General features: G+C 49.5%; 11 protein-coding genes. 8 read left to right on the top strand and 3 right to left on the bottom strand.

The window, feature by feature from the left end:
- Window positions 1–54 precede the first annotated feature (54 nt).
- The 8 genes from VIS48_04275 to VIS48_04240 all read left to right on the top strand — a co-directional run bounded on the left by VIS48_04275 (window position 55) and on the right by VIS48_04240 (window position 5,680).
- Window positions 55–1,071: a zinc-dependent alcohol dehydrogenase family protein gene (locus VIS48_04275; protein HEY9165359.1), complete on the top strand. Its 1,017-nt coding sequence runs from the start codon at window positions 55–57 to the stop codon at window positions 1,069–1,071.
- Between the two features lie 36 nt (window positions 1,072–1,107).
- Window positions 1,108–1,479, top strand: coding sequence for a DUF2255 family protein (locus VIS48_04270; GenBank protein HEY9165358.1), 372 nt, complete (start codon window positions 1,108–1,110; stop codon window positions 1,477–1,479).
- Window positions 1,480–1,539: 60 nt separating this feature from the next.
- Complete coding sequence (locus VIS48_04265; GenBank protein ID HEY9165357.1) at window positions 1,540–1,947, top strand: cupin domain-containing protein; 408 nt, start codon at window positions 1,540–1,542, stop codon at window positions 1,945–1,947.
- Between the two features lie 126 nt (window positions 1,948–2,073).
- Window positions 2,074–2,652, top strand: a complete 579-nt coding sequence (locus VIS48_04260; GenBank protein HEY9165356.1) for an NAD(P)H-binding protein — start codon at window positions 2,074–2,076, stop codon at window positions 2,650–2,652.
- A gap of 71 nt (window positions 2,653–2,723) precedes the next feature.
- Window positions 2,724–3,575, top strand: a complete 852-nt coding sequence (locus tag VIS48_04255) for an aldo/keto reductase (protein HEY9165355.1) — start codon at window positions 2,724–2,726, stop codon at window positions 3,573–3,575.
- 41 nt (window positions 3,576–3,616) lie between these two features.
- Window positions 3,617–4,150, top strand: coding sequence for a hypothetical protein (locus VIS48_04250; protein ID HEY9165354.1), 534 nt, complete (start codon window positions 3,617–3,619; stop codon window positions 4,148–4,150).
- A gap of 51 nt (window positions 4,151–4,201) precedes the next feature.
- Complete coding sequence (locus VIS48_04245) at window positions 4,202–5,095, top strand: helix-turn-helix transcriptional regulator (protein ID HEY9165353.1); 894 nt, start codon at window positions 4,202–4,204, stop codon at window positions 5,093–5,095.
- A 432-nt stretch (window positions 5,096–5,527) separates the two neighbouring features.
- Window positions 5,528–5,680, top strand: a complete 153-nt coding sequence (locus VIS48_04240; GenBank protein HEY9165352.1) for a hypothetical protein — start codon at window positions 5,528–5,530, stop codon at window positions 5,678–5,680.
- A 288-nt stretch (window positions 5,681–5,968) separates the two neighbouring features.
- On the opposite strand, the gene VIS48_04235 is transcribed toward VIS48_04240, so the two are convergent.
- The 3 genes from VIS48_04235 to VIS48_04225 form a co-directional block, all read right to left on the bottom strand.
- Window positions 5,969–9,661, bottom strand: coding sequence for a GLUG motif-containing protein (locus tag VIS48_04235; GenBank protein HEY9165351.1), 3,693 nt, complete (start codon window positions 9,659–9,661; stop codon window positions 5,969–5,971).
- Window positions 9,662–10,600: 939 nt separating this feature from the next.
- Entirely contained in the window at window positions 10,601–12,328 is a 1,728-nt protein-coding gene (locus VIS48_04230; GenBank protein HEY9165350.1) for a GLUG motif-containing protein, read from the bottom strand.
- A gap of 814 nt (window positions 12,329–13,142) precedes the next feature.
- Entirely contained in the window at window positions 13,143–15,302 is a 2,160-nt protein-coding gene (locus VIS48_04225; GenBank protein HEY9165349.1) for a hypothetical protein, read from the bottom strand.
- Window positions 15,303–15,475 lie beyond the last annotated feature (173 nt).

Below are 15,475 nucleotides of genomic sequence, written 5' to 3'. Positions count from 1 at the left end.
GCAGATTTAGAAAAAAGATTTCACTAATGATAAAGAAAGAAAGGTAACCCCAACTTGAAAGCAACAGTATTATACGGTCCGCGCGACGTGCGGTTCGAGGAGCGTGAGGACCCGAAGATCATCAAACCAACAGACGCCATCATCAGGATTTCGGCGACCTGCGTGTGCGGCTCTGACCTTTGGACTTACCGCGGCATCAATCTCATTACTCAGCCAACCCCATTTGGTCATGAATACTGCGGGATCGTCGAGGAAGTCGGAAGCGCTGTCAAGTCCATCAAAGCCGGTCAATTCGTCATCGGTTCATTCTTCGCTTCCGATAATACCTGTCCGCACTGCCGAGCCGGCTACCAGTCGTCCTGTGAACAGAAAGAATTGGTTGCAGGAGCGCAGGCGCCATTTCTTCGCATTCCGCTCGCAGACGGTACTCTTGTTCCAACGCCAGGTATTCCGTCAGAGGACTTAATTCCAAGTTTGCTGACGCTCTCAGATGTGATGGGCACCGGCTGGTTCGCTGCCGATGCAGCGAACGTGAAGCCGGCCTCGACGGCCGTAGTAGTTGGTGACGGTGCAGTCGGACTACTCGGCGTGCTTTCCGCGAAGCAGATGGGTGCCAAGCGAATCATCGCGATGAGCCGTCACGAATCGCGGCAAAAGCTCGCCCGCGAGTTCGGTGCGACCGACATCGTGACCGAGCGCGGCGACAACGGTGTTCAACATATTAAGGATTTGACAAACGGAATCGGCGCCGACTCAGTATTGGAGTGCGTTGGCACTCAGGAATCGATGATGCAGGCAATCCGTTCGACTCGTCCGGGCGGTTTCGTCAGCTACGTCGGCGTTCCGCACGGAGTCGAGCTTCGTGGAGAGGAACTTTTCCACACTCACATCCATCTTCATGGCGGGCCCGCCCCGGTGCGACGTTACCTGCCTGAGTTGATCAATCTTGTGTGGAACCGGAAAATCAACCCCGGCAAGGTCTTCGATCTGACTCTGCCACTTGACAGGGTGGCGGAAGGTTACCGTGCCATGGACGAGCGGCGTGCGATCAAAGCGCTGCTGCTCCCTTGAGTTCGCAACCTGAAAGAGGTTGAAGGAGGTTCAAGAATGGCAAAATGGTTGAAAGATGAATTGAGCAAGATCGCCAGGGCCAATGATCTGCATATCTCACCCTTCCGCGAGGACAGCAAGACTTACGGAACGCCGACGTGGATCTGGTCTGTTGTGGTCGGAGACGGCCTTTATGTGCGAGCATACAACGGGCAGAAGTCCAGTTGGTACCAGGCTGCAATCCGCCAGAGGGCGGGACGGATCACTGCCGCTGGAATCACGAAGGAAGTATCCTTTCAGCCGGTCAAAAGCGCCATCAACGATCGGATCGACGAGGCTTACCGCGAGAAGTATGGGCGCAGCAAATATCTGAGCTCAATGATCGGTCAGCGCGCCCGTTCGGCAACCATCAAGATCTCTCCTCGCTAAACTTAGTAATCGTAAGAATCTAAATTCTATAAGTAGGAGTAGCGTGAAAGGAAATAAAATATGAACATAAAAAGAACTGGCACTCGGCCTTCCGATAAGGGATCGGCTGAATATTTCACAGGCAATGTGCGTATCGATCCACTATTTGAAGCGCCCGATCCGGCACGTGTCTGGGGCGCGAGTGTCACATTGGCGCCGGGCGCTCGGACAGCATGGCACACCCACCCTCTCGGGCAAACGCTTGTCGTGACTGCAGGTAGCGGTTTGGTACAACGTTGGGGAGGGTCGATCGAGAAAATTCATCCGGGTGACGTAGTATGGATTCCGCCGGGTGAAAAACATTGGCATGGGGCCACGGCCACAGTGGGTATGACACATCTTGCTATCCAAGAACATCTCGGCGGTAAAACCGCCGACTGGTTGGAAAAGGTCAGCGATGCACAATACAACAAAAAAGTGAACGAGTGAAATGAACAAGAATATCTTAGAATTGTCCTTCAGTGTTGTCAGAGGGAATACCGAACTGATCGGAAAAATGTGTCAATGAGCCACTGTGAATCAATCATTTGTTCCTGACAAATCTTGGTTAACGACATGAAAAACGTACTGATTTTGGGCGCCAGCGGAAACATCGCAAGTAAAGTGGTCGATATGCTGGTACACGATGGAAATTATCGCTTGACCTTATTTGTGCGGAATGCCCGCCGATTGAGGAATCATGATGTTGCTAATTGCCGCATCATAGAGGGAGACGTCCTAAATCTCGACGATGTGAAAAAAGCCATGGCTGGAATCGATATTGTGTACGCAAACCTCGCGGGTGATTTGGCGAAAATGGCAGGCAATATTGTCGAGGCGATGAACGATATGGGCGTGAAGAGGCTTATCTTTATCAGCTCTATTGGGATTTACAATCAACCCTTGAAGCCGGTCTTAATACCATATCGGAAAGCCGCCGATGTTATCGAAGCATCGAAACTTGAATACACAATCTTACGGCCGACCTGGTTCACAGACGTTGATGAAGTCGATTATGAAATAACAAAGAAAGGCGAACCAGAAAAAGGATCAGTTATTTCACAGAAGAGTCTTGCAACATTTATTGCGGGAGTTATTGAAACTCCCGAAAAATACATTCGCGAAAACCTTGGTATAAACAAACCCAATTCGTAATAAGTAATGACTCCTCAAGAAATCAGAAGTCTGTTCAGTCAGGAAACCTTGAAAATATTTGAAGGGAGAATATGCAAAAGGTCTTACTAAATAACGGTGTTGAAATGCCCATTTTGGGATTTGGCGTTTTTCAGGTAACAGATTCCATAGCATGTGAAACGAGTGTACTTGAAGCAGTTCGTGCAGGCTATCGTCTAATTGATACTGCAGCTGCCTACATGAATGAAGAAGCTGTTGGTAGAGCAATCCAGAGAAGTGATGTGCCAAGGGAAGAGTTGTTTATCACGACAAAGCTTTGGATTCAGGATGCGGGGTATGATAGCACAAAGAAAGCTTTCGACAAATCGTTGAAGAGGTTGCAACTAAATTATCTGGATCTCTATCTCATTCACCAGCCCTTCGGGGACGTTTATGGTTCTTGGCGAGCGATGGAAGAACTTTACCAGGAAGGGAGGATCAAAGCAATTGGCGTGAGCAACTTCCAACCGGACCGAATAATGGACTTGATGGTTCACAACAAAGTCGTTCCCGCTGTAAACCAGATCGAAACCCACCCGTTCAACCAACAAACTGAAACTCAGAGATTCTTACAGGAAAATGGCGTTCAAATTGAATCTTGGGGACCGTTTGCCGAAGGTAAAAACAACATTTTCCAAAATGAATTACTACTTACTATCGCTGCAAAATACAAGAAGACAATTGCCCAGGTAATTCTGCGATGGTTGACACAGAGAGGAGTAGTTGTCATTCCAAAGTCGGTTCGGAAGGAGAGAATTATCGAAAACTTCGACATTTTTCATTTTGAGCTGAGCACCGAAGATATGGAAGCCATATCAGGATTAGATAAGAAGGTCAGCAGCTTCTTCGACCATCGTGACCCGCAAACTGTAAAGTGGTTATGCAGCAGACGACTTGATATCTGAAATCAAATAGAATACACAAAAGATGAAGAAGAGGTAAGGACATGACGGCTCTCAACGGGTGGGAAAACTTTTATATAATTGTCGGCTCGTCTGCCGGTGCTCTGATCGGATTGCAGTTCGTTGTCATTGCGCTCATTGCCGAAAGGCGAGCGGTACGGACGTGGCAGACTGGGGCCGCATTCGCGACTCCAAGCGTGGTCCATTTTGGGGTAGTGCTGTTGCTTTCATCAGTTGTAAGCGCTCCATGGGATGGTATTGAAACGGTCGCGATTCTTTGGGGCTTACTGGGACTCTGCGGGATAGTGTACACGATCATTGTGGCTCGACGCATGCGAATGCAAACCGATTACGAGCCCGTGTTTGAGGATTGGCTGTTTCATGCCCTGCTTCCTTTAACCGCGTACGTGGTGCTGGCTCTGTCGGCTTTGATTGTTCGTCCCAATGCGCGGCCTGCCCTTTTTCTTGTTGGAGCCGGGGCGCTGCTGCTGCTGTTCACCGGCATTCACAATGCCTGGGATGCCGCCACGTATCATGTGTTTGCCGGAAAACAACAGCAGACCGGAGGCAGCCGGTGATAGTTCGAAAGTTGTGGCTGGTTATGATCTTGTTTAATTTGTGGCGAAAGCATGAGTCACTTTAAAACAATCAGTGAGCTAGACCAGGCAGAGGGTTTTCCACCTCCTGAACATCCGCTGTTCAGCTTGAACCTTCTTGAGGGCCCGTCTGCCTTTAGAAAGAACGCGGAGTTCACGTGTGATTGCTATATCATCTGCTTTAAAAAAGTCAAAGCAGGCGAGCTATGGTATGGCAAAACGAAATACGACCACGACAGAGGTCTCATGTTTTTTACAGGACCGCGACAAATTATCACTGCTCGTGGACTTGAATTGGCAGAAAAAGGATTCGCTATTCATCTTCATGAAGATTTTTTGATGGGACATCCTCTCTTCATGGAAATCAAGAAATACAATTTCTTCGATTATGAGATTCATGAAGCGCTTCACCTATCTCCAAGAGAAAAAGAAATTATGTGGTCGTTGTTTCACAAGATGGGAACGGAGTACCACGACAATCCGGATGAGTTCAGCAAGTCCATAATCCTTTCGCATTTGGATTCAATGTTGAAGTATGCCCAACGGTTTTACAAAAGACAATTTGTTGACCGAAAGCCAATACTGGGCAAAGCGATTACGAAGGTCAACGAGAGCCTGGACGCGTATTTCGGAAAAGGTGAGGCAGGAGAAAAGGGATTGCCATCTGTGAACTACATCGCTTCCCAACTTCATCTGTCGCCAAAGTACTTAAGCGACCTATTGAAGGAGGAAACAGGCAAGACTGCTTTAGAACTGATTCATCTCTATGTGATCTCAGAAGCCAAGAACATGCTTATTGCCGGTGATCAAAGTATTTCTGAAATCGCTTACCATCTCGGTTTCCAGAACCCACCATACTTTTCCCGCTTATTCAAAAAGGAAGTTGGCATGAGTCCGAGGGAGTTCAAAAGTCATCTTCTGAATTAATCTTCTCAGACGAACGCACCGCCGGAGAGATACCTGTAACAGGGTTGAACATTTGGCGTCCCCTTGAGAATTGACTTACCAACTGTAAGTGAACTAAACGTTCAGGAATCAAACGGAGAAAGGATACATGAGACGATGTCGAGAATTTTTTTGTCGTGTCGGCATGGATTCCGGAGTACTCTGCAACTCGTCAGGAGTGTGAATTGGAGTCGGCAGATCTGTGTGCTTTGCCCCCGGCCCACCCAAATCTACCAACTTTTTAATCTTCAGCTTCCAATAATCTGCAAGAAAATCGAGAGAGGCGAGAATGTTTTCAATCTCGATTCAGCGAAACTGGCTCAATACTTCAATCTTCAGAACGTCGGTATTGAAAGTCTGTCAACCGCTCTTTGCGACAATAGGATTCGTCTTGATGCAAAGGAACCATCTGTTATGAAAACAGATCCACTGAAGAGAGCTCTGGAGTATAAATCGCTCATCGACAGTGAAATTATCAGAAACCAATCTGAGTTGGCTATCTATCTCGGCAAGAGTCGAGCTTGGGTCAGTAAAGTGATGAAGGTAGTAGAGAAAGGCAAAAGCTAATCGCGTTCCTCCGCATCGAGAGGGGCTCGACGAACTGATAATCAAAAAACAAAAAAGTCCCGTCACAATCTCTCACGACGGGACTCTCCATTTCCAGATAGGACTCTGCTTCTATTTCATGAGCATAAACTTCTTAATCGACTCGAATCTCTGTCCGTCGTTTCCTATCGCACTAATCCGGTACAAATACACACCGCTCGCGAACCTACTCATGTTTATATTCTCGTTGAATCTGCCTGCGCTTCTGCCCGCGTCCGCCAGGGGCGGACTCTCGTCGAATTGACAATGTCATTTCAACTCGAGCATTTTCTTTGTCTCGATGAATCTCTCTCCATTAATCCCGATGGCGGTGATCCTGTAGAAGTAGATTCCACTCGCGTATCGTGACATGTTCACCACTTCGTTGTATCTGCCTGCCCCCATTACTCCATTACTCCATTTCTCCACCCTTTGTCCTAATGTGTTGTATATCTCTAACGTCACATTAGAAGCTTGTTTCAGATCAAACCGTATTGTCGTACTCGGGTTGAATGGGTTCGGATAGTTCTGGTAGAGAGCATAGGTCTTCGGAACATCTACAGTTACAGAAAGTGTAGATAAATCTTTCGTCGTTCCTCCTGTGGATACGCTTTGTATCTTGTATCTGTAAGTGTCACCCGAAATTACTTTCGAATCGGTGAAATTGTAGATCCTTCCTGCTGAGCTTGTGCCGAGGCCCTTCAAGCTATCATTGCTCGTATAACTTGAAATGAGTTTGAATGTGGAGGTACCGGGATCTTCGCGGAGGATGTTGAAGCCGGCATTCGCCAATTCAGATTGCGTCTTCCATGATAGTGTAACCGATCCTACATCTGCAGTTGCAACAAAGTTTGTAGCCTGAACGGGAAGAGAATGGTCAACCGCGGGAAGATACGGGTAGCCGCTGTTGATCGAGCCGTTTATGGCCCATGTCGATATAAAATCCCACGAGGCACCGGTGTATGTCGATTCTGTTTTCATATCAGCAGATGTCTCTCCGGTACCAGCGGCACTGCTGCCGGTGCTGTCGGTGTTATAGAATGAGCCGGTTACGCTTCCCCCATAGTTACCTCCGATCAAACCACCGTAAGTGTTAGGCGCACTGACCTTGCTTACGCTGTAGCAATCGTCGATGGCAGCACTAGTGTGGTTCCCAACCAAGCCGCCTGCACCAGCACATGAGACATTTACTCTGCCAGTACTGTAGCAATTTGTGATCGAACCTCCATCCGTATATCCGATAAACCCGCCCATGCTGTAGACGGAACCGCCAGTTATATTACAATTGCTGAAGCTTGTCGCTACGGTGCCGTCACTTTCTCCGATAAGTCCGCCGCAATCGCCGTGCCCCGCGTAGACAGAGCCGCTGGTATAACAACTGGTAACACTGGCGCCCGACTCAACCCATCCTGCCAACGCTCCGACAAAATCATTTCCTGACACGCTGGCGTTTGTCACTCCCAAGCTCTCGACAACAGCGGACGAGCCAAGAGTTCCGAATAATCCCTGATAATTACTGCCGGTCCGTGAGATGTGTAAGCTGTCAATGGTGTGACCCTGACCGTCATAGGAACCCGAAAAAGGTGTTGAGGAATTTCCTATCGGCGAGAGTCCTGTCCCTGAATTCCATGTTGACGTTGGAGACGCGTTGATATTCGCGGTTTGTTTGTAGTAGTCACCCCACGCTGTATCGTTGCTCGCATCCTGTAACCACTTCAGGTTGTCTAGACCTGCGATGATATGTGGATCACTTGAGGTCCCACTACCCGAAGGCGCCGTTTCTGTGGAGGCGACTGTTGTGAAGCTGATTTCGCTTCCACGCTCGTAGCTGAGAATACTCGATGCCGAGACACGCAGGTAGTATGTTTGCCCTGGCGTCAATCCTGATAAATTCGCCGTGACATGAGTGGAACTGTATCCTGTAAGAGGACTCTGAGTGGCAACGACGCTGTCGTGGTAGGTTCCTGAGACAGTTCCGTACAGAAATCTCACTGTGGTTGTATCTCCGTTTGGATTTACGGTGCCGTAGGATATCGCAGTCGTTGACGCTATGGACGACACAGAATCGGTCATCGCAGTTGGAGCAGAAGGTGCCGCCGTTGTCGTGAAGCTCAGTTCGCTTCCCACCGCCGGACCCAATAAGTTAGACGCGATCACGCGGTAGTAGTATGTCGTGCTCGCAGTGAGACTCGAGATAGCCTTTGAAACTGAGATCGGTCCGTACCCGTAGATTGGACTCTGAGTGGCCGCTACCGTATCGGGGTACACCCCGGAGGAAGTCCCGTAGACAAACTTCACGGTGGTAGTGTCTTTATGCGGGCTGACATTTCCGTTTAGGGTGACAGACGACCAGGTGATACCCGTGCCTGCGCCGGTTGCTGCGCTCGGTGCAGCGGGAGCGTATTGAGATTGCCAAGCGAATCCCGGAAAGCCGCCGTTGATGCCCGGATCGATTGCCCAAGTGGATGTGAAGTCCCAGCTGTAAGTTGTGTAAGTCGATTGTGTCTGCATTTGTGAGGTCGTCGCTGCGATGTCGCCATAGCTGCTGCTTGACTGTCCTGAAGTCTGCGTGTCCCACAAGGAGTTAGTTGAACCTCCGATGTTATCCCCAATGAGTCCGCCGACCAATGAGCCGCCGGTGACACTCCCCGTGCTGTAGCATTTATCCACGCCGGCGCCCTGATCTTCTCCGACGAAACCGCCAACACCGCTCCCGGTGGCTATTACAGTGTCCATGCTGTAGCAGTTACTGATTCCATGGTTGTAGATATAGCCTGCAAAGCCGCCGACATTGGATCCGCCCTGGCATTTCCCTGTGCTGTAGCTCGCGGTGACGCTGGCGAATGATCCGCCTGCGCCAAGGAACCCGCCGGCATCACTTGCTCCGCTATCGCTGCCGGTGCAGTAGCAATCACTCACAGTCGAAGCGCTTATATTGTCGCCTACAAATCCGCCTGAATAATTCCCGGTCGCCAGTACTCTTCCTGAACTGTGGCTGTTCGTGATCCCTGTTTCAATACTTTCACCAATAAATCCACCGACGTAAGTCGCCCCGCTCACTGTTCCCGTGGCGTAACTACTATCGATGACAGAAGAAGTGGTGTTGACCCCATTATCAATCCCAACTAATCCCCCGACGTAATTCTTGCCCGTGACATTTCCCGTACTGTACGATGTTCGAATGCTGGTGACAAGGCTCGCGTAGCCAATGAGTCCACCGGTATATTGGTTTGCCGGGTTCGTGCTTTCAACGTTGCCTGTGCTGTAACTGCCGGTAACAGTGGCGAGAGTTCCGAGCGAACCTATAAGTCCACCGACATCGTCCGAGTCACCGGTGACAGCAGCGGAACTATGACTGTTGGTTATGACTGCGTAAATAGTTGATGGGTTTGTCGTGCCGCTCGCTTCACCGACGAGGCCGCCGAGCTGTGTACCGGAGCCGTGAACTGTGCCTGACACGTAACAGTTTTGCACGGTTGAAAAGTTGACAATTCCGGCGAGTCCGCCAACCGCAGTCGCGCCGGTTATGTTAACGTTTACAAGCCCGAGGTTTTTCACTGTGGCGCCGCCATACAGAGATGCAAACATTCCGACACTCCACGGGGAGTTGCTCAAGGAAATAAAGAGACCGGAAATTGTGTGGCCGCCTCCGTCGTATGTGCCGGCAAAACTATTACCGGATCCACCTATCGGTGTGAAACCGGCCCCCGAATTCCAGCTCGTGTCGGAAGATGCGTCTATGTCTGCGGTCTGCAAATAGTAATCCCCCCACGCGGAATCGTTGTGCACATCCTGTAACCAGGCGAGGTTGTTAAGATTCGCGATAATGTGCGGACTCGCGGAAGTCCCGCTCCCTGATGGCGCCGTTTCTGTCTGTGCATGTGCCGTCGAGAGAAACAGGCTCCCCACGGTGATTATGAATAGCAACGCGGGTGCTATCAATGTGTACGTCCTCTCTTTCATCTCTCCTCCGTTCTTCTGGTTTTCATATCTCGAAGTGATCGCGTTTTGGACAGACTTCTATACGAGAATGGTGCACCGAACAAAGTTTGATCACCTCTGAGTTTGTCAACATCGGTTTCATTTATCTTTCGTGGTACCTTGTGTTCGGAAATCCAATCGGCGATGAGCCACCGCCTGAAGCGTGTACCGCGATTGGAAAAAACACAATAGTGCGAAGTGAGAAAGCGAGAACCGCTGGCGCGGCAAAACCGTAAATGACTTTATCTACGTTCCCTCCACCGCTCAATTCCGGGCAATACCAGATGAGAGGTTCCGGGATCATTGCGAGAAAAGTTGAAGCTGACAAATGCGGGGCCAATTTCCTGCAGAGCGGCGAGTGAGAAACGATGTCACCGATGTCAATCCCAGATCAAACTTGTCGACCGGTTGGAATTCGCTCGATCCGTCAAGGAACCAGGCTCTCTCACTTACAACGTTGAAATGAGAATCGCTGACGACCCTGATTACAGGACAATTTCCACCATATAGAGGGTACCAGCGCCTTCTTATTGTGACCATGTGTATTTTGGTAACGCCGCCTCTTCGATAGCGGTTCCCAAAAATTCACGGTGAAGATCCGCCGACGCCTTCTGATTTAGGCAATTCTTGAGCTGGCCTATCCATCGGCAAGAGTATACAAACGAGTCAGATCGGAGCTGTCAACTCTGATCCGCTGCTTGCCGAAGAGAAGCATGGCAAAAAAAGTGCGAGGAAAACCGAGAATGGAAATTATCGCACAGGAGATAGGGGGAGGATAAGGAGAATGAACACACAATTCGAATATAGAGATTCGTCTGGATCTTCATTGTCGGCGGCGCTGGAACGGCCCGACCGCAAGATTGAAAGTCCCGTCACGATCTCTCACGACGGGACTCTCCATTTCCAGATAGGACTCTGCTTCTATTTCATTAACATAAACTTCTTGATCGACTCGAATCTCTGTCCGTCGTTTCCTATCGCACTAATCCGGTACAAATACACACCGCTCGCAAACCTTTCCATGTTTATATTCTCGTTGTATCTTCCAGCCTTCATCGTTCCGTAATTCTCTTCAAGCATTCTCTGTCCGAGAACATTGTAGATATCTAGAGTAACTGTCGATTCCTCCTTCAGGTCGAACCGTATTGTCGTACTTGGATTGAAAGGATTGGGATAATTCTGGTAGAGCGCATACGCTTTCGGAACATCGACGGTAACTGAAAGTGTTGATAAGTCCTTTGTCATTCCGTTTGTCGAGACGCTTTGGATCTTGTATTGGTACGTTGCTCCCGAAGTTACGTTCTCGTCTGTGAAGTTGTAAGCTCTGCCAGTGGCACTCGTGCCCATCCCTTTCAGACTGCTGTTGCTTGCGTAGCTTGCGATCAAGTTGAACGAAGTCGTGCCGGCCTGTCCCGCTTGCGGGAGGTCTTTGCGGAGTATATTGAACCCGGCGTTGTCAACTTCGGATTGGGTCTTCCATGAAAGTGTAGCCGCACCGAGTTTGGCTGTCGCAAGGAAGTTTGTCGCCTGAACGGGAAGCGGATGATCTGTCACGCCTATCAAGTAAGGATACCCGTTGTTGATTCCACTGCTTATCCCCCAAACGATTGTGAAATCCCAGAGAGCATCAGTGAATGTCGACACTGTCTTCATTTCAGCCGTGGTTTCTCCCGTACCGCCCGCGCTGCTTAAGAAACCTGAAGTCTGTGTATCCCAGAAACAACTGTCTACTGAGGAACCACTAAGATTGTAGCTCACAAAACCGCCGATATAATTGTCGTCAGCGCCATAGTCACTGCTAACACTCCCGGTGCTGTAGCAGTTCTCGATTTTCGAATTAGAATAATTAAATCCTACAAATCCTCCTACCTCATTATAGCTGCTTACGTTTCCGGTGGAATAGCAGTTGCTTACCGTTGAACCGGAATAATTGTAGCCGACAAATCCGCCGACGTAATCTGCGTGGGCACAACTGACGCTTCCGGTGCAGTAGCTTGTACTTACCGTGGAACTGGAATAATTTTCGCCTACAAATCCGCCGATATAATTTCCATAACCTGTGGTTGTGCTGACGACGGCGGTACTGTAGCTGCTGCTTATGGTGGCGCTGTCATTCTGACCAACGAGTCCGCCTAGATACCCCGCGGCCCCAGTCACACTTCCGGTGCAATAGCTGTTGTTTACTGATGAGCCATGATAATTAGAGCCCATAAGTCCTCCGACGTAACTGTACCCAGTAACATTCACGTTGAGCAGTCCGATGTTCTTTACCGTAGCGGCAGAACAATCCCCAAACAGCCCTACGTAATTGGTGCCACTGCGGGAAATGAACAAACCGGTTATGGTATGTCCGTTTCCGTCATACGTGCCGGTAAAGTCCAATCCAGTACCCCCTATTGGTGAGAACCCATTTCCCGAGTCCCATCCGGAGCTTGAAGAAGCGTCTATGTCTGCAGTCTGTTTAAAGTATAAACCCCAAGAGCCCGAATTCTGTGTTATCCAATAAAGATTATCAAGGGTGGCTATGAGGTACGGGTCGCCGAGTGTGCCGCTCCCTGATGGTGGTGTTGCCGTTTGTGAAAACGCATCTGCAGCGCTAAACAGAAAAAACAATGGGGCTGCAACCAATGTGTATATCTTCCGATTCATTTTCCCTCCACCTTTTTTCCTCTTTGTAAAAGTACATCTGCACCGAATAAAATGTGGATACGATCGGCTTTCGACGTATCTGTTCCGTGGTGAGACGGTCTTTACATTCCATTCTTCTGATTCTTGCTGACTGCAAGTTCGGTTTCGTAACGAAGCGTTCGTTTCTACTTCGTCAAGACGCAACGCGATATTCAATAGGATATAGAATGAGGATTGGACGCACGCCCATGACTGAATTACTAAATCAATCTATTTGAAAATCCTGGCGGTATCTCAAACTATTCCTATTACGTACATTAACATTATTTGGGGAAGCGGGTTCCCGAACAACGCTATCCGCACAAACCCAATACTACCCTAAGATGTGAACTTGATCATTAAGTAGGGTCCAATGGTCCACAGCGGAATTCGTCGTCGACTGATCTCCTCTTATCGTAACTTTTCAGAGAATAAAGAGAACCTCGTTTGTGAACTGAAGGCACAATTGGAGTAACTGGGCATATGGCGAAGCCATGTGAGATCAAGAGGAAAGGTCGAATAAGCAGCAGGCGTTTGCTCCCCGATCGGAACGATGACTCGAACTCCTTGAAAGTCGAAATCACGTTTATCGCCCGAAAATCAGCTCCAGGAATAGCGTTCACTAAGCAAGACAGCTAACTCAAGACTGGATTGCTAATTTGGGGGCAGGTCAATACAGTCACGCCCTGAACCAAAAAGATGTCATGATCTGTCTGAGGAGCTTAAGGAGTCCGTCGACACGGTGCCAACAGTGAAGCTCTACAGAAACGGAGTCATTCTCACTTATGATGAGCTCCTATCTGACTTTCAGGATGACCTTACCTCCTTTAAATCCGGATGGCAAAACGACGGAACCGTCCTTCTGCGGCTTAACCGGCTTTCCATTGACGGTTGCGCTCTTCACGCGGCCCGCATCTTCGACCACAAGATCTATTCTGCTTCCGTTGTATCTCAGGCTGGCTTCGACTCTTCCGGTGCCCGGATACAGGTTCGGCTTTAGGACCACGTGCCCGTCCTTGAAACTCACACCCAACCAGTGTCTCACTACAAAGAGCGCCACTTCAGCCGCAGGCCAAGGCAGAATTCCTGCGGTGAATGATTGATTCCTTGTGATTGGTATTTCCTCAAAGTAAGCGCCGCTGTGTCCACCCTGCACGTTGTGCAGCCATTCCAGAGTTTCCCTGCTTCGGGCATACATTCCCGCTTCATGCTGCGCTCGAAGGATGAAGCACGTTGCAAAAGGCCAGGGACCGGGTTGGTCGGGCTGCGAGCTCGTGTTGTAGCGGTCAAATCCGCCGAACGACCATCGACTATTCCATAGCCCCATAAGCTCGTCTAGAGTCTTCTTCGCGAGTGCAGACTTAGGATCAACTATTCCCAAGGCAATTGGGAGAGCCATCTCAGCATCAGGAAGGAGACGCTGGAGCGATTCGGTCAACGCAGGAGAGTCGATTATGTAACCTGCGTACTTTACCGTGTCGACTATATGACCGTCGGGCGAGCGGCGCTTGATTAGCGCACCGTTGTGCACCAGGGCCAGTTTCGGGTCATGGAGCATAGCCCGCAACATCTTGCTTGAGGCCGCTTTCCATGTTGCGACATAATCCTGCGCACCTATGATTCGCGCAAGCTCTATCGCATCCCGCAGACCCTCAATGACGTAGATCTGGTACGCGAGTTCATAACCTTCCGTCGCAAATCTCTCCCAGTACTCCCTCTTATTGTGAACCATCCCGGTAGAATCACAGAATTCGGGACGAAGAGGACGATTGGTCATTGCGATAAGCTTCAATGCATTCTTCTTAAGAAGGGATGAGTCTCCCGACCAATAGTAGTAATTCTTCATAGCATCCCATAACTCGCCCATCTGATCGAACTCCTCATTCTCCGGCTTTTCGTAATTGCTGGAGATCATCGTCGCCCCGTCATTTGTAATCATGCTGTCCATCATGTGAGAAAGGAGCCCGCGTGCCAATTCAAACTGGCCGATCTGAAGGAGTCCGAGCGTGGTGTTTGAAGCGTCCCTTATCCACTGACCGCCGTACTCAAACACTCCCGCGTCCATGATGCCGACGTCAGAGACATAACCCGGTAAAGTGAATCGGACGTTGTCATATAGCTCCTGCAAGACGGCGTCCGGCGTTTTAACTGTACTCTCCAGTTTCCATGCTGCGCGGGTTTGTTCAAGGAGTGCGCCACCCGATTTTAAATTCCGAATTCTGTCCAGCGCCGATGTGGTATCACCCGATGTCAGCTGCATCGCTACGAAAGTCTCGTAAGTTTTGGCACTTCCCGGAGGCACCTCAGCATTGATCTCCAGATAATTCTTATCCTCATCAGTGTTCAAGCCTTCCTGCCCTACCGCGACCGCTATCGTTTCCCTTTGACCCGTACTGACAATCATTCCCGGGTAACTTTGAACCTCGCCATCCGGTACGCCAAGTCGCAACTTGACCCTCTCAGTATCTACGATCTGTGCTCCAAAAAGAGTTATTGACCTTACGAATGTATTCTGGCCAACAATGGCAGATATCTTTTCCGTCACTTTGATCCCGCCGGCCCACCACACTGCTTCAACTTTGGGGATCCCATTTTCGTAAATCCACCTTGAAACTGTGTTCTGGCCCAGGGCAGTGAAGGGGAAATTTCCCATCGATACTTCCAATGCACTCGTCTGAAATCCGGAAAGCGGAGAATAGTTACCGGCATTCTCCTTACGAGCGCTTTGGCTTGCGTTCTGCGCGTCAAACAGGAGGTACGTGAACGCCGAGCCAAGGTTGGCTTTGTCCGACTGCACGAACATTTGTACTCTGCCGCTGCGCAGAACATAATACTCCCTTCCACAGAAATATGAGCTGTTGTTAAGATAAATGAGCGTGGAATCCGGGGCTGCAAGGGCGGATGCGGATGCAAGGAGAAGCCCGAACGAGCATGCAATAAAAAATGATGTTCTCATTTAGAATCCTCACTTTCCGGCTTTTGATAAACGTCGCAAGATTCCGGCGATTGACAGATTGTCACTTGTACAATTGACGATAAGAATGTTGAATGAAATAAATTTTCAGACTCGTCGATCTCCTGACAAAGCTAAAGGTATTGACACTCAATCACCGAACACGCAGTTAGCGC

This window comes from Candidatus Kryptoniota bacterium, assembly GCA_036567965.1.
GTDB lineage: Bacteria > Bacteroidota > Ignavibacteria > Kryptoniales > JAKASW01 > JAKASW01.
This window is presented reverse-complemented; position numbering and strand designations above follow the sequence as displayed.